Origin of the sequence: Pseudoduganella sp. (assembly GCF_041914865.1) — a bacterium.
Lineage (GTDB): Bacteria > Pseudomonadota > Gammaproteobacteria > Burkholderiales > Burkholderiaceae_D > Rugamonas.
Genome location: NZ_JAYSCO010000001.1, coordinates 154,583 through 175,373 on the forward strand (window position 1 = coordinate 154,583; position 20,791 = coordinate 175,373).

Here is a 20,791-nt window from a genome sequence, read left to right on the forward strand (position 1 = left end):
AGTAAACAGGGTTGCGTCCTATTTGCGACAGTCGTTCAACGCGATTTGCCCGAGAAGTGCAGGAAGCCCCAGCGTTCCGGCACATGCATATTCACCACGCCTTGCGGCGACCAGACCCAGTTGTCCTCGCTCTTTTTACCCGCCGTCCACTGCACCCGGCTGAAGTTGATGCGCCAGGTGGTGCCGGCCCTGGGTTGCGGTACCTTCTGGCGCGCGGCGAAGGCGGTCAACGGAATCGCCATCTCCACCGTCCAGCCTTTGTCCTTGTCGCGCGGGTCGTTCAGGGTGCCCTGCACCCCAATCGCGGTCTGCAGGCCCTCGATATCCCAGCTGTTGTCGGCCTGCCCGCCTTCGCTGTAGGGCCTGGGCAGGAACAGGTCCCAACCGGTGTTTAGCGCATTGATCTCGAACTCGTAATAGCTTTTCGTCGCCGGCAGCGGCTTGAGGAAGACCTCGAAGTCGTTGTCCTTGAAAATCACCGAATCGCGCTGCGTCAGGGTGGCCTTCACGTCCGGCTCCTCCAGCTCCGCGGCGATGTACAGGTACCGGTCGTCCCACAGCATTTTCACGCGCGTGCGGTACTTGGGGCGCGGCTTGCTGTCGCCTTCAATGTCGATAAAGTCGGAGCTCCAGGGCGCCCGCTGCCACGCCGGGTCATCGATCTTGCCATCGACATGGACCGGCGCAGCGGCGCGCAGACACTCATAGGAAAGCGGCGCGCCCAGGGCGGCGGCCAGCACGGCGGCGAGGGCAATCATCGTTTATCTCCTTGTTCGATTGGACGCGAAATTTATAGCAAGGCGATAAGCACCAATCAACATGCCCGCTGCGAAATCGGTACCTTTTAGTTGGCTTTACTAAACTCACCTCCCAAGGCTTTTGTGGTGCATCAAGGCGGTCGCCCAAGGCAAGGGGCAAAATCCCCCTACCCTATTGATCGCGAGGCATTCCATGAAAATCATTGCTGGCATAGCGGCAATTGCAGCCCTTAGCGGCTGTAATTCACTGAACCAGGCGTTGGCGGAACGCCACGAGACGATCGAGATGTACCACATCTACGATATCCGGACCGCTGCAGACAACAAGACCATCGCCAAGGCCATCGCAGACGGCATTGCGCAAAACACGAACTCGGTCAACACGGTTACCCCGCTCCAGATTGGCAGACCGGTTCCCACCGAACCGGGGCGCTTCACCCTCGAAGATCCTGTCAAGGGAATCCGGATCCCCGGCGTAGCAATGCCAAAGGTCGCGGTTTGCAGCGATGCGGTCTGGACCGCCCAGGCGAACCGCAACACCGGCAATGCCTCCGCACTGTCTTTGCAATTCTGCCTTTTCAAATATCGGGAGGGATACCACCTTGACGTGTACGCGACGTTTCGCAAAGCTTCCGGCGTATCACAGCTACCTGCTGCGCTGGCGGAGAAGCTCGTGGGCAGCGCCGAACAATGGGTGACCAAGACCATTGTTGACACGGTGCGCGAGATCGGCCGCGTGCCCGGCACCGCAGTCAGGTACGTGGAAGGCCAGCCGGAACTCGCCGACCTGCCTTTGATTGACAAGGTTGGCCAAAAATAGGCGGCGATCCGGCCGCCCTCCTACTCCGGGTGCTCCTGCTCGCGCGCCTCGGCGCGCAGGAAGTCCGAGAACCATTCCAGGGCCTCATGTTCGGCGCGGCTGGTGCGCCAGCACATGTAGTAGGCGCCCTGCGCGGTCAGCGTTTCACTAAACGGGCTGACCAGGGTGCCGCGCTGCAGGTCGTCGCGGATCAGGGCCATGCGGCCCAGGGCGACACCCTGGCCGTTCAGCGCGGCCTGCATCAGGGCATTGCTGTCGTCGATCAGGGGGCCGCGCAGCGCCAGCGATGGCGCCAGGCCGGCCTGCTCGAACCAGCGTTCCCAGTCGTCGCAGCTGTCCTCGTGCAGCAGCGTGTAGTGGGCCAGGTCGGCGGGCGCTTTCAGCGGCGGGCCGCCCTTCAGCAGCGCCGGCGAGCAGACCGGCAGCAGCTCGGTGCCGAACAGGCGCTCGCACTCCACGCCGGGCCACTTGCCGTCGCCCCAGCGGATCGCCAGGTCGATGCCGTCGCGTCCCAGGTCGGTATGCATGACCGTGTGCACCAGGCGCACTTCGAGCTGGCTGTGGGCGGCGAGGAAGCGGTCCAGCCGCCCCACCAGCCAGCGCGAGCTGAAGGCCGGCGTCACCGCCACCGTCAGCCGCTTGCGCGCACGGCCCTCGCCTTGCGCCAGCTGGGCCAGCACGCGGTCGATGCGGCCGAAGGCGTCGATCACGCTGCGCTGCAGGATCGCCCCTTCCCCGGTCAGCGTGATGGCGCGCGTCATGCGCTTGAACAGCTTGATCTGCAGCGCTTCCTCCAGCGTCTTGATCTGGTGGCTGACGGCCGCCTGCGAGATGCACAACTCGTCGGCGGCGCGGGTAAAACTCATGTGCCGTGCGGTGACTTCAAACGTTTTCAACTGCCGCAGCAGGCTGGAAGAATGAACCATGGGGCGCTCCACGCATCAATTTTTCTAATGTATCGCATGCATACTGATCATTTGTCAACGTTATTTCGCTCATACAAGATGGGGCATCCAATCCCCGATCAACAGGAAATGACATGGCAACCCATCCCTACATTCCCAACTCGGTGCCAGAGGTCCGCGACGCCATGCTGCGCGCGGTGGGCGCGTCCAGCACCGAGGAGTTCTTTGCCGATATTCCCGCCGCCCTGCGCATGCAGGGCGCGCTGGCCATTCCCGCGCCGCACCTGTCGGAAGCGCGCCTGAAGCGCCATGTGGACGGCCTGCTGCGCAAAAACACCCACTGCGCCGGCCAACTGAGTTTCCTTGGCGGCGGCTGCTACCAGCACCATGTGCCGGCCGTATGCGACGAGGTGAACGGCCGCAGCGAGTTCGCCACGGCCTACGCGGGCGAGCCGTACGACGACCATGGCCGCTTCCAGGCCCTGTTCGAGTACTGCAGCATGATGGGCGAGCTGCTGGAGATGGACGTGGTCAACGTGCCGGTCTACGACGGCATGCAGGCTGCGGCCACCACCGTGCGCATGGCGGGCCGCCATACCGGCCGCCGGCGCGTGGTGGTTGCGGGCCACATCAATCCCGACAAGCTGGCCGTGATGCGCAACTACGGCCGCGCCGACCTCGATTTCGTGGTGGCGCCGTTCGATGCCGCCAGCGGCCTGCTCGACATGGCGGCCCTGGCGCAGCTGGTCGACAGGGATACCGCCGCGCTCTACGTGGATATTCCGTCCTTCCTCGGCACCATCGACGACGGCGCCGCGCTGGCGGCTGCGGCGCATGCGGTGGGCGCCCTGCTGGTGGTCGGCGTCGACCCGGTCTCGCTGGGCGTGCTGGCGCCGCCCGCCAGCTACGGCGCCGACATCGTGTGCGGCGACATCCAGCCGCTCGGCATGCACATGAACTATGGCGGCGGCCAGGGCGGCTTCATCGCCAGCCACGACGACCCGGCCATCGTCATGCAGTATCCATCGCGCCTGTTCGGCATCGTGCCGACCAGCGTGCCGGGCGAGTACGGCTTTGGCGACGTCGCCTACAGCCGCACCTCCTTCGACAAGCGCGAGAACGGCAATGAGTTCGTCGGCACCGCCGCCGCGCTGTGGGGCATTACCGCCGGCGTGTTCCTGGCGCTGATGGGGCCGCAGGGCATGGGCGAACTGGCCACCGGCATTGCCCAGCGCACGGCGTATGCCAAACAGCGCCTGGCAAGCCTGCCCGGCGTGCGTGTCACGCATGGCGGCGGCTGCCACTTCCGCGAATTCGTCGTCAACTTCGACGGCACCGGGCTGCCGGTGGCGGCCATCAATGCGGCCCTGCTCAGGCACGGCGTGTTTGGCGGCCATGACCTGAGCACCGACTTCCCTGCCCTCGGCCAGTCCGCCCTGTACGCCTTTTCCGAAGTCCACACGCAGGAAGACATCGACCTGCTCTGCGCAACGTTAGAGAAAGTGATCGGCCAATGAAACCAATGGACAATATCGCCGCCCACCGCAAGAACCAGCCGCGCCGCTACCACCAGGCACGTTGGGACGAACCCGTCATCTTTGAACTCAGCCAGCCGGGCGAACGCGGCATCCTGCTGCCCGAAGTCGAGCCGGACATCGCGCGCGCCGCAGGCCAGCCGCTGGCCGGACTGCCGGCCGGCATGCTGCGCCAGCGCCCGCCCCGCCTACCGGAGATGTCGCAGAACCGCGTGCTGCGCCACTACCTGCGCCTGTCGCAGGAAACCTTGGGCGCCGACCTGAACGTCGACGTCGGCCAGGGCACCTGCACCATGAAGTACAACCCGAAGATCAACGACCAGCTGGCACGCCAGCCGGCCATGACCGAGCTGCATCCGCGCCAGCCCGACAGCACCGTGCAGGGCATGCTGGAAGTGATCGCCAGACTGGAACAGGTGATGTGCGAGGTGTCCGGCATGGATGCGGTGTCGCTGCAGGCGCGAGGCGGCTCGCAGGCCATCTTCACCAATATGTCGATGGTGCGCGCCTGGCATGAAAGCCGCGGCGAAGCGGCGCAGCGCGACGAGGTCATTACCACCATCTTCTCCCATCCCTCGGATGCGGCCTGCGCCAAGCTGGTGGGCTACAAGGTCATCACCATCTACCCGGACGCCGACGGCTACCCGGACCTGGAGGCGCTCAAAGCCGCCGTTTCGCCGCGCACCGCAGCCCTGGTGATTACCAATCCCGAGGACACCGGCATCTTCAACAGCCGCATCCGCGAATTCGTCGACGCCGTGCATGCCGTGGGCGGCCTGTGCGTGTACGACCAGGCCAATGCCAACGGCCTGCTGGGCATTGCCCGCGCCCGCGAGGCAGGTTTCGACCTGTGCCACTTCAACCTGCACAAGACCTTCGCCACGCCGCATGCCTGCGGCGGCCCGGCGGTGGGCGCCGTGTGCTGCACGGCGGACCTGACGCCCTTCCTGCCCGGTCCACTGGTGCGCCAGAACGACGGGCGCTACCAGCTGGTGCCGGGCGGCGCACAGTCGATCGGCAAGATCAGCAGCTTCGCCGGTGCGGCCGGCATCATGCTGCGGGCGTATGCCTGGGTCATGAACCTGGGCGCGGAAGGCCTGCGTGCGGTGTCCGAGATCGCGGTCCTGAACAACAACTACATGATGCACGAGCTGCTGAAGATCGACGGCATGAGCGCGCCTTTCGCCACCGGCAAACGCCGCATCGAGCAGGTGCGCTACAGCTGGAAGGACCTGTGCGACGCCACCGGCGTGACGTCGGAGGAAATCGGCTTCCGCGCCGCCGACTTTGGCCTGCATTACTGGACCAGCCACCATCCCTACATCGTGCCCGAGCCGGCCACCATCGAGCCGACCGAATCCTACTCGCGCGCCGACCTGGATGAATTCATCGGCGTGATGCGCCATATCGCCGGCGAGGCGCGCAGCAATCCCGGGGTAGTCAAGAACGCGCCGCACAATTGCCCGACCCACCGCGTGCAGGGCGAAATGCTGGACGATCCGGAACGCTGGGGCATCACCTGGCGCGCCTACCAGCGCAAACTGGGCGAGCGCGGGCTGGCATGAAGCTTGGGCTGGTGGTCAACCCCTGGGCCGGCATCGGCGGGCCGGCCGGGCTGAAAGGTTCGGACGGCGCCGACTGCGTGCAGGCCGCGCTGGCGGCCAGCAGCCTGCCCCAGGTCCAGGCGCGGCTGGCCGCCATGTTCGATGCACTGGGCGAGGCGGCGCACCGCTTCAGCTGGTATGCCGCCGACGGCGCCATGGGCCTGTCGGCCTTGCAGGCGGCCGGCCTGCAGGCCAGCGCCGTGATCCCGGTCGCCTCTCCTTCGCAAGCGGTGGATACGCGCCGCGCCAGCCGCATCCTGGCCAGCATGGGCATCGACCTGCTGCTGTTCGCCGGCGGCGACGGCACCGCGCGCGACGTGCTGGACGGCCTGCGCGACGCCGGCGCCATCGACAGCCTGCCGGTGCTGGGCCTGCCGGCCGGGGTGAAGATGCAGTCGGCGGTCTTCGCCAATCATCCCACCGCCGCCGCGCAGCTGCTGCGCCAGCTGCTGCAGAACGGGCTGGCCATGCATAGCGAGGCCGAGGTGATGGACCTGGACGAGCAGGCGCTGCGGCGCGGCCAGATCCTGCCGCAGCTGTACGGCTACCTGCAGCTGCCGCTGGCGCCGGCCCTGACGCAGGGCGGCAAAGCGCGCCATGCCAGCGGCGACCATGCGCAGCGCCTGGCCATTGCGCGCAGCTTCGCCGAGGGGATGGACCCGCGCGCCCTGTACCTGGTGGGCCCCGGCTCCACCACCCAGGCCTTGCTGGAGGTGCTGGGCGTGGACGGCACCCTGCTCGGCGTGGATGCGGTGCTGGGCAACGGCACCCTGCTGGCGCGCGACGCCACCCGCCTGGAGCTGGAGGACCTGGCCGCCGCGCGCGACACCGCGCTGCACCTGGTGCTGTCCCCCATCGGCGGCCAGGGCATGGTGCTGGGGCGCGGCAACCAGCAGATTTCATCGCGCCTGCTGCGTGCTGCGGGCAAGCGCGGGCTGCACGTGCTGGCGCCGCGCGACAAGCTGTTGTCGCTGCACGGCGGCGTGCTGCGCATCGACAGCGGCGACGCGCAGCTCGATGCGGAATTCAACGGGTATCTGCCCGTGATGACTGGGTACCGGGAACAGACCATGTGGCCTGTTTCGGTGTAGTAGCAATCACTAAAACAATCTAGAGGAGAACCAGATGAGACAGAAAAAAGTGCTGACCCTTGCGGTAGCCACGGCGCTGGCGCACATGGCGGCCATGCAAGGCGCGCAGGCCCAATCGGCAAGCGATCCTGCTAGCGCTACCGAGAAGGCCGCGCCGATCCAGGAGGTGGTGGTCACCGGCACCACCGCCAAGAACCGCACCAAGCTCGAATCCTCGGTGGCCATCACCACCCTGGACTCCGACAAGCTGGTGAAAATGGCGCCGCACAGCCTGGCCGATTCGCTGCAGCAGGTACCCGGCCTGTGGGTCGAAGCCTCCGGCGGCGAAGTCTCGAACAACGTCTCCCCGCGCGGCCTGAGCGGCGGCGCCGCTTTCCAGTTCATCAGCCTGCAGGAAGACGGCCTGCCGGTGATTTACGACGGCGAGCTGGTCGACGTGCTGCTGCGCGAGGACCTGACCATCAAGCGCTTTGAAGCCATCCGCGGCGGCACTTCCGCCATCCTGTCGACCAACGGCCCCGCCGCCATCGTCAACTTCATCAGCCACAAAGGCACGCAGAAGCCGCAAGGCGAAGCCAAGGTCACCGTGGGCGACTACGGCATGGTGCGCACCGAAGGCGTTTTCTCGGGCCCGATCAATGAAGACTGGAGCTATGCGGCCGGCGGCTACTACCGTCGCGGCAAGGGCGTGCGCCCGATCGGCATGACCGCCGACCACGGCGGCCAGTTCCGCCTCAACCTGACGCGCCGCCTGGCTGCCGGGGAACTGAACCTGTCGGCCAAGTACGTCAACGACCACAACACCTTCTACCTGCCGATCCCGCTGACCAACCCGGCCAAGCCGCGCGGCGTGCCCGGCGTGGACCCGCATTACGGCTCGCTGGACGGCCCGGACGTGGCGCACATCAGCAACCAGACCACCAACGGCACCCAGACCACCGACCTGAAAACCGGCTTCCATGTGCTGGCCAAGGTGCTGGGCGCCGACCTGCAGCACGACCTGGGCGGCGACTGGTCGTTCCGCAACAATGCGCGCTATACGCGCTACGACGTGGCGCCGCATTCCGTGTTCAATGGCCCGAACAGCTACCTGGTGCGCGCCACCAACCGCCTCGACCCGGCGCAGTACGCCGACGTGGCCGGCCTGCTGCAGCGTTTCGGCGGCACCGCGCGTCTGGCCTACGCCGGCACCGGCCAGCTGGTCGACAACCCGGCCGCGTTGAACGGCAACGGCTTCACCACCGATGCCGTGGCCGAAACGCGCTTCCGCTCCCTCAGCCACTTCGTCGACAAGCTGTCGCTGACCAAGGAGAACGAGAACAACAGCTTCACCGCCGGCATCCTGTTCGCGTCGCAGAAGCTGCATGAGGACTCCGACTACGGCGCGCGCATCCTGACCGAGGTGCGCGACCAGCCGAAGCGCCTGGACATCGTGGCGGTGGACGCCAACAACAAGATCCTGGGCTACCTGTCGGACAAAGGCGTGCTGCGCAACGCCTTCTTCTACGAGCGCCACAAGGGCGATATGAATTCCACCTCCCTGTTCATCAACGACGAGTGGAAGGTCAACAAGAACCTGCGTATCGACGGCGGCGTGCGCTACGAGATCGCCCGCTACGACGTGCAGGACGAGGGCGTGAACGCGGCCGGCAGCGAGGTGCCGGGCAGCAGCCTGGTGGGCGGCACGCCGATCCCGGGCGCCTTCAACCCGGACGGCACGGACAAGGACAACATCATCGCCAACAACTACATGCGCCGCGCCGGCACCGGCGTCTGGACGCGCAAGCAGAAGACCATCAAGGAGTCGTCCTACACGGCGGGCTTCAACTATGCCTTCAACGACCATATCGCCACCTATGGCCGTTACGCCAGCGGCACCAATATGCCGACCCTGTACAGCACCGACAGCTTTGTGGACGGCGCCAGCCGCCTGAGCTTCGGCGAAGTGGGTGTGCGCTATATCTCGCCGATGTGGACCACCTCGGCCACCCTGTTCCACACCAAGTTCGACAACCTGTCCTTCGGCGAAACCAACCAGCAGACCGGCGATTTCCGCCAGGTCTTCGTCAAGACGCTGTCCACCGGCGTCGAGCTGGAAGGCGTGTTCAAGCCGCACAAGCGCTTCTCGCTGGAGTACGTGGCCACCATCCAGGACGCCACCATCGACGGCATCGACCCGAATGCCGAAGAGGCCAAGCAGAACGGCAACCAGGTGATGCGCACCCCGAACACCCAGGTGCGCCTGATCCCGACCGTGCATTTCGATTTTGGCGACATCTTCCTGGTGTACAGCCATATCGGCAAACGCTTCGCCGACTTCGAAAACGCGCTGGCCCTGCCGAAGTACCACGTCATCGACATGGGCGCGGAATTCCGGATCGACAAGCACTGGAAGCTGAACCTGAAGGTCAACAACGTGACCAATGAGATCGGCCTGACCGAAGGCAACCCGCGCAGCGGCTTTAACCAAAGCTCGAATGGCAGCCTGTTCTACGCGCGGCCTATCCTCGGCCGCCACGCCACTGTCTCGCTGTCCTACAAGTTCTGATGCTCCACGGGGCCGGCCGCTCACAGCGCCCGGCCCTTTTTGCTTTGCCCGTGTTACCCTCCCCCCAACTGATTCGTTCCCGATTACAGCTTATGTCTTCAGTCGTCCGCAAATTGCTGCTGGCCGCAGCATGCACCGCCGCCTGGGCCGCCCACGCACAGGCCCCTTCCATCAACCGTTACGGCGTCCCTTCCGCAGCGCGCGAATTCGACGCCGAGCAAAACCAGCGTTTCAACCCCATGTTTGATGCCGGCAGCTGGCATGGCTACCTGCTGCCCGATGCGGCCTCCCTGGCCGGCACGTTCAGCGGCCCCATGGTAGTGGCCGAGGAATACAGCCTGTTCATCGCCTCGGCGCTGGAACGCCTTTCCCTCGCCGACCGCCGCAGCGGCCGCACCTTCGCACCGGAGCAGGCGCGCTGGGGCAAGGAGGCGCGGCCCGGCGTGCTGCGCCAGCGGCTGGAGTGGCCCGGCCTGGTGCTGGAGGTCGACCTGCATTTCGCCGACTCGCACAGCGCACTGGTGCGCTATCGCCTGCACAACACTTCGCGCGAGCCGCTGGCACTGCGCGCCCACTGGCAGGGCGACCTGATACAGCAATGGGAACAGGGCAAGGGCACGGTCGCAGCGCGCCAGCCGGCCTGGAAGCCGCAACTGGTGCAGGAAGCGGGCGGCATCAGCGTCGTTTTCGGCAAGGTGCGCGATGCTGGCAATGTCATGACCAGCGGCCGTTCACGCTACCGCATCGAACGCAGCGTACGCTCGCAGGACAGCGTGGACGGGCAGCACTACGACAGCCGCGCCGACCTGCCCCTGCTGGCACCGGGCCGCCGCCAGGCGCTCTACAGCGCCTACAGCTACCAGCTCGACGAACAGGCCGGCCCGCCCAGCGCCGCCGCCCTGCTCGCCAGCCCGGCGCGCATGGAGCGCGCCATCGCCGCCAACCAGCGCCGCTGGAAGCAGTGGCTGGCGCGCCTGCCCGCATCCGCCCTCAGCACCAAGGCGCTGGAAACCCTGGTCGGCAACTGGCGCGCGCCGCGCGGCGCCATCCGCCACGACGCCATGGTGCCCTCCACCACCGCGCGCTGGTTCAACGGCGCCTGGACCTGGGACACCTGGAAGCAGGCATACGCCCTGGCTGCCATCGACCCAGCCCTGGCCGCCAACACCGTGCGCGCCCTGTTCGACTACCAGATCCAGCCTGACGACCCGGTACGCCCGCAAGACGAAGGCATGTTGCCCGACAACGTGTTCTACAACACGGACGCCCAGCGCGGCGGCGACGGCGGCAACTGGAACGAGCGCGATACCAAGCCGCCGCTGGCCGCATGGGTAGTATGGGAAATCTACCGCCACAACGGGGACCGCGCCTGGCTGCGGGAGATGCAGCCCAAGCTGGAGGCCTACCACCGCTGGTGGTACCGCAACCGCGACCACGACCGGAATGGCCTGGCCGAGTACGGCGCCACCGTCCATCCGCTGCACAACGACAGCAATGGCCAGCTGCGCTTCCGCGTCAAGCCGCTCAGCACAGGCGACGCCATTCCGGACGGCTGCACTGGCGCCAAGGACGGCATGCTGGACTGCCTTGGCCTGGCCGCCTACAACCGCATCGTCGACAGCGGCCAGTACGCCGCCATCGACCTGCCGGTGCAGCATGCAGCCGGCTGGGAATCCGGCATGGACAACGCCGCCCGTTTCGGTTTCATCGAAGCCGGCGCCCTGCAGCGCTACGCCGACAAGACCCACGGCGGCGACCTGGCTGCGGCAAAGCGCGACTGGCAAGTGCGCGTGGTGGAAAACCGCGACAGCAAAGGCAAGCTCCTGGGCTACTCGATCGACCAGGAATCGGTCGACCTGAACGCCTTCCTCTACCGCGAAAAGCTGGTACTGGCCGATATCGCGCAAGCCCTCGGCCAGGCCAGCGCCGCGCAGGAGTGGCGCGCGCAGGCCGGCAAGCTGCGCGGCCAGCTCAATGCCAGCTTCTTCGATGCCGCCAGCGGGTTTTATTACGACCGCCAGCTGGGCGGCAAGCTGCTGACCATGCGCGGGCGCGGGCCGGAAGGATGGACAGCGCTGTGGGCCGGCGCGGCGGAACAAACGCAGGCCGACGCCGTCATCGCCAAGATGCTGGACCCGGGCGAATTCGCCACGGCAGTGCCCATGCCGACTGCCGCCGTCTCCAACCCATCCTACGCGCCGGATATCTACTGGCGCGGCCGCGTATGGCTGGACCAGCTCTATTTCGGCACGGTCGCGCTACGCCAGTACGGCCGCGCGCAGGAAGCCGATGCCATGGCGGCACGTTTCACCGCCGGCGCGGAGGGCCTGCTGGGCGATGCGCCGATCCGGGAAAACTATAATCCCGAGACCGGCCGCATGCAGGGTGCGACCAATTTCAGCTGGAGCGCGGCGCATTTGCTGATGCTGGCGCGAGAGGCTGCGGCAAAGCCTGCGAAGTAAGCTGGCCAAGCTCGAACTGGCGGTACTTCCACCAGGCCCAGCCCAGGAACAGGACCACGCCGCCCACGTTGTAGCCCAGCGTGAGCAGCAGGTCCTGCCCGGCCGGGAAGATGGCGGCGACGAAGGCGACGCCGGAGAACGCCAGCAGCACGCCGGACACCAGCAGCCCGACCCGGCGCGAGCCCATGCGGAAATCGCGCGGCAGGTGGTCCAGCTGCAGGCGCAGGTGGAAGTAAGCCGCCATGATGATCAGCGGCGGCAGCAGCGCGGTGGCAGCCGTCATATTGATCACCACATTCAACAGCTGGTTCACATTGCCCGAGCCCAGCGCCGGGATCACCAGCAGCGGCACCACCACGGCAAACTGGATCCATGCCGCGCGCTCCGGCATGTCGTGGCGGTTCAGCGCAATGGCCCGCTCACCGAAGATGCCCTTCGGGATTTCCGAGAACAGCGCCTTGACCGGCGCCGCCGTCCACACCATCAGCGTGCCGAACGAGCCAACCAGCATCACCGTGCCCACCACCCGGTTCAACAGCTGCGGCGAGACCTGGTGGTGCTCGCCCAGCGCGCCAAAGACCTGGAACACGCCAGAGGTATAACTCAGTTTGGAGGCCGGCACGTGCAGGTTGAGCACCAGCGCCGACACCGAATACAGCGCCCCGATCAGCAAGCCGGCGAAAATAATGGTGCGCACGAAGGTGCGCGCCCCGCCCCGCACATCGTTCAGGAACACGCCGACCGATTCGGCGCCGCCGGCGGCGAACAGTATCCACGCCATCGCGCCCATGAAGGCCCAGTTGAAGGTGGGAGTCATTGCCGCCACGGACACCGGCGTGGCAGGCCGCACCCCGCCGATCCAGTCGGCCAGGCTCAGCGCCACGAAGCAGAATGCCATCAACAGCACCAGCGAGCTGCCGATCGAGGTAACCCGCCCGACCCACGCCGCGCCTTTGGTCGAGACCCAGGTGGCGAAGGCGAACAGCATGATCGACAGCAGCACCGCCACCATGGGCGACAGCTGCAACTCGTACCCCAGCCAGGCATACGACGAGTACACCAGGATATTCGGCAGCACCGAGGTAAAGTAGAACAGGTTGACGAACCAGTAGCAGTAGGCGCCGACGAAAGCCCACTTGTCGCCCAGCGAGGAACGTATCCACTGGTAGATGCCGGATTTGGCATCCTTATTCAGGCTGACGAATTCGGCGATGATCAGCACATAGGGAATGAAGAACACCGCCGTGGCGAGCAGGAAGCACGGCACGGCTGCCGTGCCGATGGCGATGTTGCTGTTGACGACATTGCGGATATTGAAGATTGCTGCCACCGCCATCGATAGCAGCATGAAGCGCCCAATCTGGGTATTGCCGGGAATCGCCATGCTCAACTCACTTATTGTGGAATGTTGCGCCTTCTATCGTCACCATCAGTACCAGCTTGCGCAGGTGGCTCGCACCGAGCGGCTGGTATGCGTAGTCGTTATCGAACACCAGCAACTGCCCGGGACTGGCGGTATGCCGCCCCGCGCTTTCGCCGCTGAACGTCTCGCGGTCGGTCTCGTCGCTGTACGGCGCCAGCGGTTGCAGCACGTGCTTGGGCGCATAGGCCACGGTCTCGCTGCCGGACAGGTAATAGTGGATTTCCACATAGCGCCGGTTGCCGGTGAAGCACCCGGCCGCTGCGGCCGGCCCGTCGACCAGGCGGTACACCAGCGAGTCGCCGATGGAATGGCAGACGCCGGGTTGCAGCCGCGGCAGGTTGGCGATGGCCTCCATGCAGCGCCGCCATTTCTTCGCCGTGTGGTAGCGCAGGCTGAATTCCTGCACGCTGTTCACGATAATCATGCCCGGCCCTCCCCATCCAATGGCGACAAGTCCAGCCGGTAGCTGAACTCCTCCAGGTACACGCGGTAGGAGTCCAGCACCTCCGAGCCCCAGGAGTTCGAGCCCAGGCCGCTCATCTTGTGGTCCAGGTTCACGGTCCAGTAACCCTCCTCGCGCAACGCATTGTCGTGACGCGTGGCGGCGATCTGGCCTGCGCTGTATGGCCACACGCTGAAGTGCATGCCCTGCGGCGCGTCGATGCGCAAGCCTTTGCCGTCGGGCCGCTGCAGCCTGGCCCACGCCACATCCATCCGGTTGCCGTTGTCCTGCGGCCTGGGATAGTGCTCGAACATGTCGGCCGCCTTGCAGCGGTAGCGGTCGATGGTATTGCACGCCTTGCTGTCGGGGTAGTTCTCGCCCGGGCCGCGGCCGAAATACTCGACCTGGTCCAGCTCCTGGCGGAGGCCCAGCGACAGGCCGATTTTCGGGATCATGTCGCGCATCCCGCCGTATGGCTTGCCGGACAGCGCCAGCTGCACCCTTCCCGCGCCATCCACGCGGTAGTGGTAGCGGCAGCGCATGCCATAACCGAGGATCGGCGGCGCCACCTGGCAATCGACAATGACTTCCACCGCCTCCGCGCTGCGGCGCACTTCCATCCCGCGCAGGTGCTCCTGCATGATGTCCAGGTGCTGCGGCAGCCACAGGGCTTCGTTCTCCTGCTTGTGGTTGTCGATGCAGGGTTTGTAGAAGTTCAGCTGCGGCGCACGCGCCAGCAGCGCCATGCCGCCGGCTTCCCACTCCTTCAGCTTTCCGGTCAGCTTGCAGAACACCAGGTGGAAGCCGATGCCTTCCACCCGGTACTCCAGGCGCTGCTCGGACAGCACGGGCGGCGCCAGGCGCGCGGACGCCGGCGCAGGGGCCGCTGCAGGCCCCGGCAGCGCGAACTGGTACACGGCAATTTCATGCTGCGCCGCGCTGAAGGCGGTGGCCTGCTCGCGCATCACACGCACATCCAGGTAGCAGCGCGCATGGCCTGCGGGCGGCGCGGGAATGCGGAACTCCTGCCGCTGACCCGGCGGCAGCGGCGGCAGCGGCAAGCGCTCCTGGCGCAACAACTCGCCTTCAGCCTTCACCTGCACCAGGAGGAAGATGCCATCCAGGCTGCTGAACCAATAGCGGTTCTCCACCTCCAGCACGCCGGCGGCGGCGTCGACGGCGCGCACCTTGACCGGCGCGATCACCTGTTTGTACTCGCGCAGGCCGGGTCCTGGCCGCTGGTCGGGGTAGATCAAGCCATCGCAGCAGAAGTTGCCGCTATTGGGGTAGTCGCCGTAATCGCCGCCGAAGGCATAGAACGGCCGCCCCGGCACCTCCGGCTGCAGGATGGCGTGGTCGCACCACTCCCACACGTAGTGGCCTTGCAGGTGCGGGTGGCGGTCCAGCACCGCCTGGTACTCGGACAGCCCGCCCGGCCCATTGCCCATGGCGTGCGCGTACTCGCACAGGATGCGCGGCTTGTCCATCGGGTACTCGCCGAAGGCATTCATCATCTGCACCCGCGAATACATGGTGCTGACCACGTCGCACACTTCCGCGTCGCGGTCTTCCTCATAATGGATCAGGCGCGTCGGATCGATCTCGCGGCAGCGCGCCGCCATCGCGCGGATGTTGCAGCCGTAGCCGGACTCGTTCCCCAGCGACCACATGATGATGGAGGGATGGTTCTTCTGCGCGTGCACATGGCGCTCGATGCGGTCGACGAACGCCGCCTCCCAGGCCGGATCGTCGGTGATCTGGCTCAGGTTGCCGATGTTGACAAAGCCATGCGTTTCCACATCCGTTTCGGCCATCACGAACAGGCCGTACTGGTCGCACAGCTCATAGAAGCGCGGGTCGTTGGGATAGTGCGCGGTGCGCACGGAGTTGATGTTGTGCTGCTTCATCAGCTCGATATCCTGCTCGGCGCGCGCCATGGTGACGGCGCGCCCGCGCAGCTGGTCGTTGTCGTGGCGGTTCACGCCGTGCAGCTTCAGGTAGCGGCCGTTCACGTACATCAGGCCATTGCGCACGCTGACCTCGCGGAAGCCCACGCGCAGCGGCACCACTTCCAGCAGCGTCCCCGCGTCGTCGTACAGGCTGATCTCCAGCCGGTACAGGTAAGGGTCTTCGGCATTCCACTGGCGCGGCTGCGGCACTGCCGCCTCCCATGCCGGTTCGCGGCCGCCGCCGCGCTGCAGCTCGCGCGCGCCGTCGTACAGCGCCCATTCGATGCGCCAGCCGGCAGCTGCCGAAACTGCGACCGCGCAGGACAGGCGGGCATCGCGCCAGGCATCGTCAAAGCGCGTCTGCACGCATACATCCTGCAAATGGATAGCGCCCTTCCCAACCAGGTAAACATCGCGGAAGATGCCGGCGGTCCACCACATATCCTGGTCTTCCAGGTAGCTGGAATCGGCCCACTGCAGCACGCGCACGCTGAGCAGGTTTTCGCCATCCACCAGCAGCGCGGTGATGTCGAACTCCGCCGCCAGGCGGCTGCCCTTGCTCATGCCGGCATAGCTGCCGTTGACATAAATTTCGAAATAGGTCTCCACGCCGTCAAAGCGCAGGATCACGCGCTCGCCGCGCCACTCGGGACCCAGCTTCCAGCGGCACTGGTAGGCGCCGGTCGGGTTGGAAGACGGCACATAGGGCGGGTCGACCGGGAACGGCATGCCGTCGTCGGTGTACTGCAGCTGGCCGTGGCCCTGCATCTGCCACATGCCCGGCACGTCGATCGGGCCCCAGCCAGCCATGTATTCGCTATAGAACTGTTCCGGCACCTGCAGCGGATGGTCAAAATAGGCGAAGCGCCAGGTGCCGCTGAGCGACAGGAAGCGGCGGCTGCGCTCGCGCTCGAAAGTGCGCGCGCTTTCGGCGTCGGCGTAGGCAAAGAAATAGGCGTGCGGGGGCAGCCGGTTCTCCCCCAGCAGCTGGTGGTTCTCCCACTTGTTCATGGTTTATGCGGAGCCGGCCAGGCCGCCGCCGTCCACCACCAGCGCATCGCCGGTGACAAAGGAGGAACGATCCGATGCGAGGAACAGCACGGCCTGCGCGATTTCCGGCGGCTGGCCCACGCGCATCAGCGGGCGGCCGGCACCAGCGGCCACCAGCGCGTTCTGTTCCAGGCCAAGCTGCTGCGCCTCATTGCGCAGCATCGGCGTATCGGTATCGCCAGGGCAGACGCAATTGACGCGGATATTCTGCGGCCCATGGTCGACCGCCATGGCCTTGGTCATGATCACCACCGCGCCTTTGGAGGCGCAGTACGACACGGCGTCCTTGCCGCCCACCAGGCCCCAGCCCGAGGCGGTGTTGATAATGCTGCCGCCACCTTGCTGCTGCATCACCGGCACAGCGTATTTGCACATCAGGAAAATCGATTTGACGTTCACCGCCATCACCTGGTCCCATTCCTGCTCGGTGGTGTGGATGACGTTGGCGCGGCGGGTGATGCCGGCATTGTTGAACAAAACGTCGAGCCGGCCATAGCGCGCCACGGCAGCCGCCACCGCGGCTTCGCAGTCGGCCGCCACCGCCACGTCGGTGCGGATGAAGGAAGCGCGCGCTCCGCCGGCGGTGATTGCCGCCACCGCCAGCTCGCCGGCCACGCCGTCGCGGTCGGCGATCAGCACCGTGGCGCCCTCGCGCGCAAACAATTCCGCCGTGGCGCGGCCAATGCCCGATGCGCCGCCAGTCACCAACGCCACTTTCCCTGCGAGTTCGCCGTTCTGTTGCATGTACCGTCTCCGTGATGTGATTGTCGCTCCATGTTGCCCTTTTTTTCATGCATTCACAAATGAATACTCTGCATTGCATGCATAACCCTGGCTAATGCATAAGGGCGCTGCGCTTCATACTGGCCGCATCGGGACTTCACATTAAACCGATACATTAGATTCTCCACATAACCAGGAGTACAAACCATGGCAATTCCCAGGCAGCTGGCCTGCGTCGGCCTCGCCACCGGCGCGATACTTTTAATACCTTTCACCGCCATGCACTTCACGGAGGAAGTGCGCTGGACCCTGCTGGACTTCCTGGTCGCCGGCACGCTGCTGGCGGGAGTGGGCGCCTGCTACGTGCTGCTGGCAAGCCGCATGCGCGACAGGGTGCAGAAAACGGTGCTGGCCGTCGTATTGGGAATCGGCTTGCTCGCGGTGTGGATCGAGCTGGCCGTGGGCGTTTTCGGGACGCCGTTTGCCGGAAGCTGACGGGGTGCTGGCATTTCGATAGTTGATTGCAACGTGGCGTGCATTTTCGGTAAGATTTACCGCATCGTCTATGACAAATCGACTTTATGACCAGCATCGGCCAGAAACTCTCCATGATCGTCGCCACAATGGTCATGTTCAGCGCCGCGCTGCTGATCAATGAGCTGCTGTTCAAGCAGCTGGAGTTCGCGGAGGGCATCAACTGGATTTACCTGCCAGCCGGCGTGCGCCTGCTGGCCACCCTGCTGTTCGCCGAAGCAGGCGCCATCGGGCTGCTGCTGGTGTCATGGCTGTACTGCTTCTTCTTCCTCTTTCCCAACGAACCGGTGCGGGCCCTGGCCGGCGGCATCCTGTCCAGCGCCGCGCCGTATATCGTCTACCTGGGCGCCCGGCGCTGGCTCGACCTGAAAGGTTCGCTGGCCAACCTGAGGCCGCTGCAGGTGCTGGCCTGCGCCATCGCCTTTTCCCTCGCCAGCCCGCTGCTGCACCACATCTGGTTCGCGCTATATGAAGGGCGCGAACACCTGCTGCGCAGCTTTGCCGTGATGGCGCTGGGCGATTTTGCCGGCACCGTGCTGCTGCTGTTCTTCACCAAATGGGTGATGGGCCTGTCCCAGCCGCGCGCCTAGAACAAGGCTTGCTGCGCCGTCGTCAGGGCGGCGAAGCTCTCCTTCAGCGGCAGCAGGATAGCGTCGGCAATCGGCAGCAGCTGCTTGTCCAGGTAGTGCTGGTAATCGATCGGTGAACGCTGCACTTCCAGCGGTTCCGGCCCGTTGGTGGTGACCACGTAGCTGATACGGCCGCCGTTCTGGTAGCGCAAGGGCCGTCCCTGCGCCTTGTTGAACTCATCGGCCAGGCGCGCCGCGCGCACCTGCGGCGGCACGTTCACCTGGTACTCGTCCAGCCGGTGGCGCAGGCGCTTGCGGTAGACCAGCAGGTCGTCATGCTCGCCGGCCAGCGTCTTGCGCACATAGTCGCGCACATAATCGCGGTACGGCTCGTCGTTGAAGATGCGCGAGAACAGCTCCTGCTGGAATTGCTGCGCCAGCGGGGTCCAGTCGCTGCGCGCCGTCTCCAGGCCGCGGTAGATCATGCCGCCGTCGCCGGTCAGGCCCGCATAGCGCTTCTTGCTGCCCAGCTCCGTGCCGCGGATGGTGGGCATGAAGAACTTGCGGTAGTAGGTGTCGAACTCGATCTCAAGGTAGCAATCGAGCTTGTACTTCCTGCGCAGGCGGTCCTTCCACCATTTGTTGATCTTGGCCACCAGGCCGTGCGCGATGGCCAGCGCCTCCTCCGTCCCGTGCGGGCGCTTGAGCCAGATGAAGATGGAATCGGTATCGCCGTAAATCGCTTCATAGCCCTCCTTCTCCACCAGCTCGCGCGTCAGCTTGAGCAGCTCGTGGCCGCGCAGGGTGACGGAGGAGATCAACTGCGGGTGGTAGAAGCGGCAGTCGGTCGAACCGAGCACGCCGACGAAGGAATTCATCAGCAGCTTGAGCGCGGTGGACAGCGCGTCGTTCTTGTCGCGCTTGGCCGCATCGCGCCCCTGCCACAGCTGGGTGGTGATGGCGGGCAGGCAGTGGCGCGTGCGCGAGAACTGCGCGCCGCGCATGCCGGGCACCGTTTCGCCGCCGGCTTCCGCCTCGGCTTCGCCCTCCACCAGGCCGACCGGGTCGACCAGGAAGGAGCGGATGATGGAGGGGTACAGGCTCTTGAAGTCCAGCACCACCACCGAGTCGTACAGGCCGGGGCGCGAATCCATCACGAAGCCGCCCGGCGAGGCCACCGCCGGCACCTCGCCCACGTTCGGCGCGACATAGCCTTCGCGGTGCATGCGCGGCAGGTACTGGTGGCTGAAGGCGGCGATCGAGCCGCCCATATGGTCCGGCACCAGCCCGGTCACGTGCGAGCGCTCCAGGATGAAGTCCATCACGCGCGTCTTCTCGAAGATGCGCGTCACCAGCTCGCAGTCCTTCAGGTTATAGGTGGCCAGCGCCGGCTTGTCCTCGCGGAAGCGGCGCTCGATCTCGGCCATCTTGTCGTAATCGCTGCCGATCTCCTTGCCTTCGCCCAGCAGGGCCTGCGACACGTTCTCCAGGCTGAAGGACGGGAAGCTCCAGGAGGCGGCGCGCAGGGCTTCAATGCCGTCAATCGCAATGCGGCCGGGGATGGAGGCGAACACATAGCCGTCGCGCGCCTGGTGCGTGCGCCAGTCGACGGGGCGCCCTTCGCGTCCCAGCAGCAGGGCTACCTTGTGCTTTTCGGCGTTCTTCTGCAGCGTGTGCAGGTCGAACTGCACCACGCTCCAGCCGATGATGGCGTCCGGGTCGTGCACGCGGAACCACTCGTTGAGCTTTTCGATCAGGCGGCGCGGCGTGGGGCAGTATTCCAGGTCGAAATCCACCTGCGGCGCGGCGGCCGGCGTTTCGCCCAGCATATACACCTGGCGCTGGCCGCACCCTTCCAGCGCGATCGAATACAGGTCGCCGAAGGCGCTGGTCTCGATATCGAGCGACACCAGGCGCAGGCGCGGACGGTACTCGGGCGCGGGGCGCAGTTTGCCGCCCTCCACCTCCACCCCGGCGGTGATGAAGCGCTCCATCAGGTAGCGCTCCGGCGGCTTGATGTCGGCCTCGTACAGGCGGATGCCGCGCTCGCCCAGCTTGCGTTCCAGCGCCAGCAGCTGCTTGTAATGGCTGGCGTAGATGCCCACCACCGGCTCGCGCCGGAAGGTCTTCAGCGCCACCTCGCGCAAGTCGATGCCGGGCATGCCCGCCACCAGGGTAGCGATGGTGTCGCGCAGCGCGGCGTCGGCGAACGCCACCGAGGCCTGCTGCGTCAGCAGGACCTTGCGCGGGCCGTCGTCCGTGGCCAGCCAAAACTCGATTTCGGTGCCGTCGCGGGCATCGCGCCAGGCGCGGGTAAGGATGAATCCGGGCATAAGGTGAAATTATACTGTACGGACGAACAGTAGATTTGCACTAGT

Annotated in this window: 15 protein-coding genes; 8 read left to right on the plus strand and 7 right to left on the minus strand. The window is 65.8% G+C overall.

Going from position 1 to position 20,791, the window contains the following annotated elements; genetic code table 11:
* Positions 1–35 precede the first annotated feature (35 nt).
* Positions 36–758: a carbohydrate-binding family 9-like protein gene (locus ACE3TQ_RS00620; protein WP_374579950.1), complete on the minus strand. Its 723-nt coding sequence runs from the start codon at positions 756–758 to the stop codon at positions 36–38.
* A gap of 193 nt (positions 759–951) precedes the next feature.
* On the opposite strand from ACE3TQ_RS00620, the gene ACE3TQ_RS00625 reads away from it, so the two are divergent.
* Entirely contained in the window at positions 952–1,578 is a 627-nt protein-coding gene (locus ACE3TQ_RS00625; protein WP_374579951.1) for a hypothetical protein, read from the plus strand.
* Positions 1,579–1,598: 20 nt separating this feature from the next.
* Here ACE3TQ_RS00625 and gcvA read toward each other — a convergent pair whose 3' ends face one another.
* The gene (gene gcvA / locus ACE3TQ_RS00630; RefSeq protein ID WP_374579952.1) at positions 1,599–2,504 is read right to left on the minus strand and encodes a transcriptional regulator GcvA; all 906 of its coding nucleotides are present in this window, start codon (positions 2,502–2,504) and stop codon (positions 1,599–1,601) included.
* Positions 2,505–2,617: 113 nt separating this feature from the next.
* Between gcvA and gcvPA the strand changes: the two genes are divergently transcribed.
* From gcvPA to ygjK, 5 genes are all read left to right on the plus strand, one after another.
* On the plus strand, positions 2,618–4,000 hold the full coding sequence (gene gcvPA / locus ACE3TQ_RS00635) for an aminomethyl-transferring glycine dehydrogenase subunit GcvPA (RefSeq protein ID WP_374579953.1): 1,383 nt from the start codon (positions 2,618–2,620) through the stop codon (positions 3,998–4,000).
* Complete coding sequence (gene gcvPB / locus ACE3TQ_RS00640; protein ID WP_374579954.1) at positions 3,997–5,583, plus strand: aminomethyl-transferring glycine dehydrogenase subunit GcvPB; 1,587 nt, start codon at positions 3,997–3,999, stop codon at positions 5,581–5,583. The genes gcvPA and gcvPB overlap by 4 nt, the downstream gene beginning before the upstream one ends.
* The gene (locus tag ACE3TQ_RS00645; RefSeq protein ID WP_374579955.1) at positions 5,580–6,713 is read left to right on the plus strand and encodes an ATP-NAD kinase family protein; all 1,134 of its coding nucleotides are present in this window, start codon (positions 5,580–5,582) and stop codon (positions 6,711–6,713) included. The genes gcvPB and ACE3TQ_RS00645 overlap by 4 nt, the downstream gene beginning before the upstream one ends.
* 34 nt (positions 6,714–6,747) lie before the next feature.
* The gene (locus ACE3TQ_RS00650; RefSeq protein ID WP_374579956.1) at positions 6,748–9,261 is read left to right on the plus strand and encodes a TonB-dependent receptor; all 2,514 of its coding nucleotides are present in this window, start codon (positions 6,748–6,750) and stop codon (positions 9,259–9,261) included.
* 92 nt (positions 9,262–9,353) lie between these two features.
* On the plus strand, positions 9,354–11,723 hold the full coding sequence (gene ygjK, locus ACE3TQ_RS00655; protein ID WP_374579957.1) for an alpha-glucosidase: 2,370 nt from the start codon (positions 9,354–9,356) through the stop codon (positions 11,721–11,723).
* Here the strand turns inward: ygjK and ACE3TQ_RS00660 are convergent.
* The 4 genes from ACE3TQ_RS00660 to ACE3TQ_RS00675 are packed head-to-tail and all read right to left on the minus strand — an operon-like array spanning position 11,659 to position 17,331.
* On the minus strand, positions 11,659–13,107 hold the full coding sequence (locus ACE3TQ_RS00660; protein WP_374579958.1) for an amino acid permease: 1,449 nt from the start codon (positions 13,105–13,107) through the stop codon (positions 11,659–11,661). The genes ygjK and ACE3TQ_RS00660 overlap by 65 nt on opposite strands.
* A 7-nt stretch (positions 13,108–13,114) precedes the next feature.
* Positions 13,115–13,570 carry a beta-galactosidase subunit beta gene (locus ACE3TQ_RS00665; protein WP_374579959.1) on the minus strand — a complete coding sequence of 152 codons (456 nt, stop codon included), beginning with the start codon at positions 13,568–13,570 and terminating at the stop codon, positions 13,115–13,117.
* Positions 13,567–16,548 (minus strand): beta-galactosidase subunit alpha, encoded by a 2,982-nt coding sequence (gene ebgA / locus ACE3TQ_RS00670; protein WP_374579960.1) that lies wholly within the window; start codon positions 16,546–16,548, stop codon positions 13,567–13,569. The genes ACE3TQ_RS00665 and ebgA overlap by 4 nt, the downstream gene beginning before the upstream one ends.
* A gap of 3 nt (positions 16,549–16,551) precedes the next feature.
* Positions 16,552–17,331: an SDR family NAD(P)-dependent oxidoreductase gene (locus tag ACE3TQ_RS00675; protein ID WP_374579961.1), complete on the minus strand. Its 780-nt coding sequence runs from the start codon at positions 17,329–17,331 to the stop codon at positions 16,552–16,554.
* A gap of 186 nt (positions 17,332–17,517) precedes the next feature.
* On the opposite strand from ACE3TQ_RS00675, the gene ACE3TQ_RS00680 reads away from it, so the two are divergent.
* Both ACE3TQ_RS00680 and ACE3TQ_RS00685 read left to right on the plus strand, forming a co-directional pair.
* Positions 17,518–17,805, plus strand: a complete 288-nt coding sequence (locus ACE3TQ_RS00680; protein WP_374579962.1) for a hypothetical protein — start codon at positions 17,518–17,520, stop codon at positions 17,803–17,805.
* Between the two features lie 113 nt (positions 17,806–17,918).
* Positions 17,919–18,434 (plus strand): hypothetical protein, encoded by a 516-nt coding sequence (locus ACE3TQ_RS00685; protein ID WP_374579963.1) that lies wholly within the window; start codon positions 17,919–17,921, stop codon positions 18,432–18,434.
* Here the strand turns inward: ACE3TQ_RS00685 and ACE3TQ_RS00690 are convergent.
* Positions 18,431–20,746, minus strand: a complete 2,316-nt coding sequence (locus ACE3TQ_RS00690; RefSeq protein WP_374579964.1) for a DNA polymerase II — start codon at positions 20,744–20,746, stop codon at positions 18,431–18,433. The two genes, ACE3TQ_RS00685 and ACE3TQ_RS00690, sit on opposite strands and share 4 nt — an antisense overlap.
* Between the last annotated feature and the right edge of the window lie 45 nt (positions 20,747–20,791).

What these genes read in the sequence shown, in the direction of transcription:
- ACE3TQ_RS00620 (WP_374579950.1), bottom strand. Translation starts at nt 758, where the DNA reads ATGATTGCCCTCGCCGCCGTGCTGGCCGCCGCCCTGGGCGCGCCGCTT.
- ACE3TQ_RS00625 (WP_374579951.1), top strand. Translation starts at nt 952, where the DNA reads ATGAAAATCATTGCTGGCATAGCGGCAATTGCAGCCCTTAGCGGCTGT.
- gcvA (WP_374579952.1), bottom strand. Translation starts at nt 2,504, where the DNA reads ATGGTTCATTCTTCCAGCCTGCTGCGGCAGTTGAAAACGTTTGAAGTC.
- gcvPA (WP_374579953.1), top strand. Translation starts at nt 2,618, where the DNA reads ATGGCAACCCATCCCTACATTCCCAACTCGGTGCCAGAGGTCCGCGAC.
- gcvPB (WP_374579954.1), top strand. Translation starts at nt 3,997, where the DNA reads ATGAAACCAATGGACAATATCGCCGCCCACCGCAAGAACCAGCCGCGC.
- ACE3TQ_RS00645 (WP_374579955.1), top strand. Translation starts at nt 5,580, where the DNA reads ATGAAGCTTGGGCTGGTGGTCAACCCCTGGGCCGGCATCGGCGGGCCG.
- ACE3TQ_RS00650 (WP_374579956.1), top strand. Translation starts at nt 6,748, where the DNA reads ATGAGACAGAAAAAAGTGCTGACCCTTGCGGTAGCCACGGCGCTGGCG.
- ygjK (WP_374579957.1), top strand. Translation starts at nt 9,354, where the DNA reads ATGTCTTCAGTCGTCCGCAAATTGCTGCTGGCCGCAGCATGCACCGCC.
- ACE3TQ_RS00660 (WP_374579958.1), bottom strand. Translation starts at nt 13,107, where the DNA reads ATGGCGATTCCCGGCAATACCCAGATTGGGCGCTTCATGCTGCTATCG.
- ACE3TQ_RS00665 (WP_374579959.1), bottom strand. Translation starts at nt 13,570, where the DNA reads ATGATTATCGTGAACAGCGTGCAGGAATTCAGCCTGCGCTACCACACG.
- ebgA (WP_374579960.1), bottom strand. Translation starts at nt 16,548, where the DNA reads ATGAACAAGTGGGAGAACCACCAGCTGCTGGGGGAGAACCGGCTGCCC.
- ACE3TQ_RS00675 (WP_374579961.1), bottom strand. Translation starts at nt 17,331, where the DNA reads ATGCAACAGAACGGCGAACTCGCAGGGAAAGTGGCGTTGGTGACTGGC.
- ACE3TQ_RS00680 (WP_374579962.1), top strand. Translation starts at nt 17,518, where the DNA reads ATGGCAATTCCCAGGCAGCTGGCCTGCGTCGGCCTCGCCACCGGCGCG.
- ACE3TQ_RS00685 (WP_374579963.1), top strand. Translation starts at nt 17,919, where the DNA reads ATGATCGTCGCCACAATGGTCATGTTCAGCGCCGCGCTGCTGATCAAT.
- ACE3TQ_RS00690 (WP_374579964.1), bottom strand. Translation starts at nt 20,746, where the DNA reads ATGCCCGGATTCATCCTTACCCGCGCCTGGCGCGATGCCCGCGACGGC.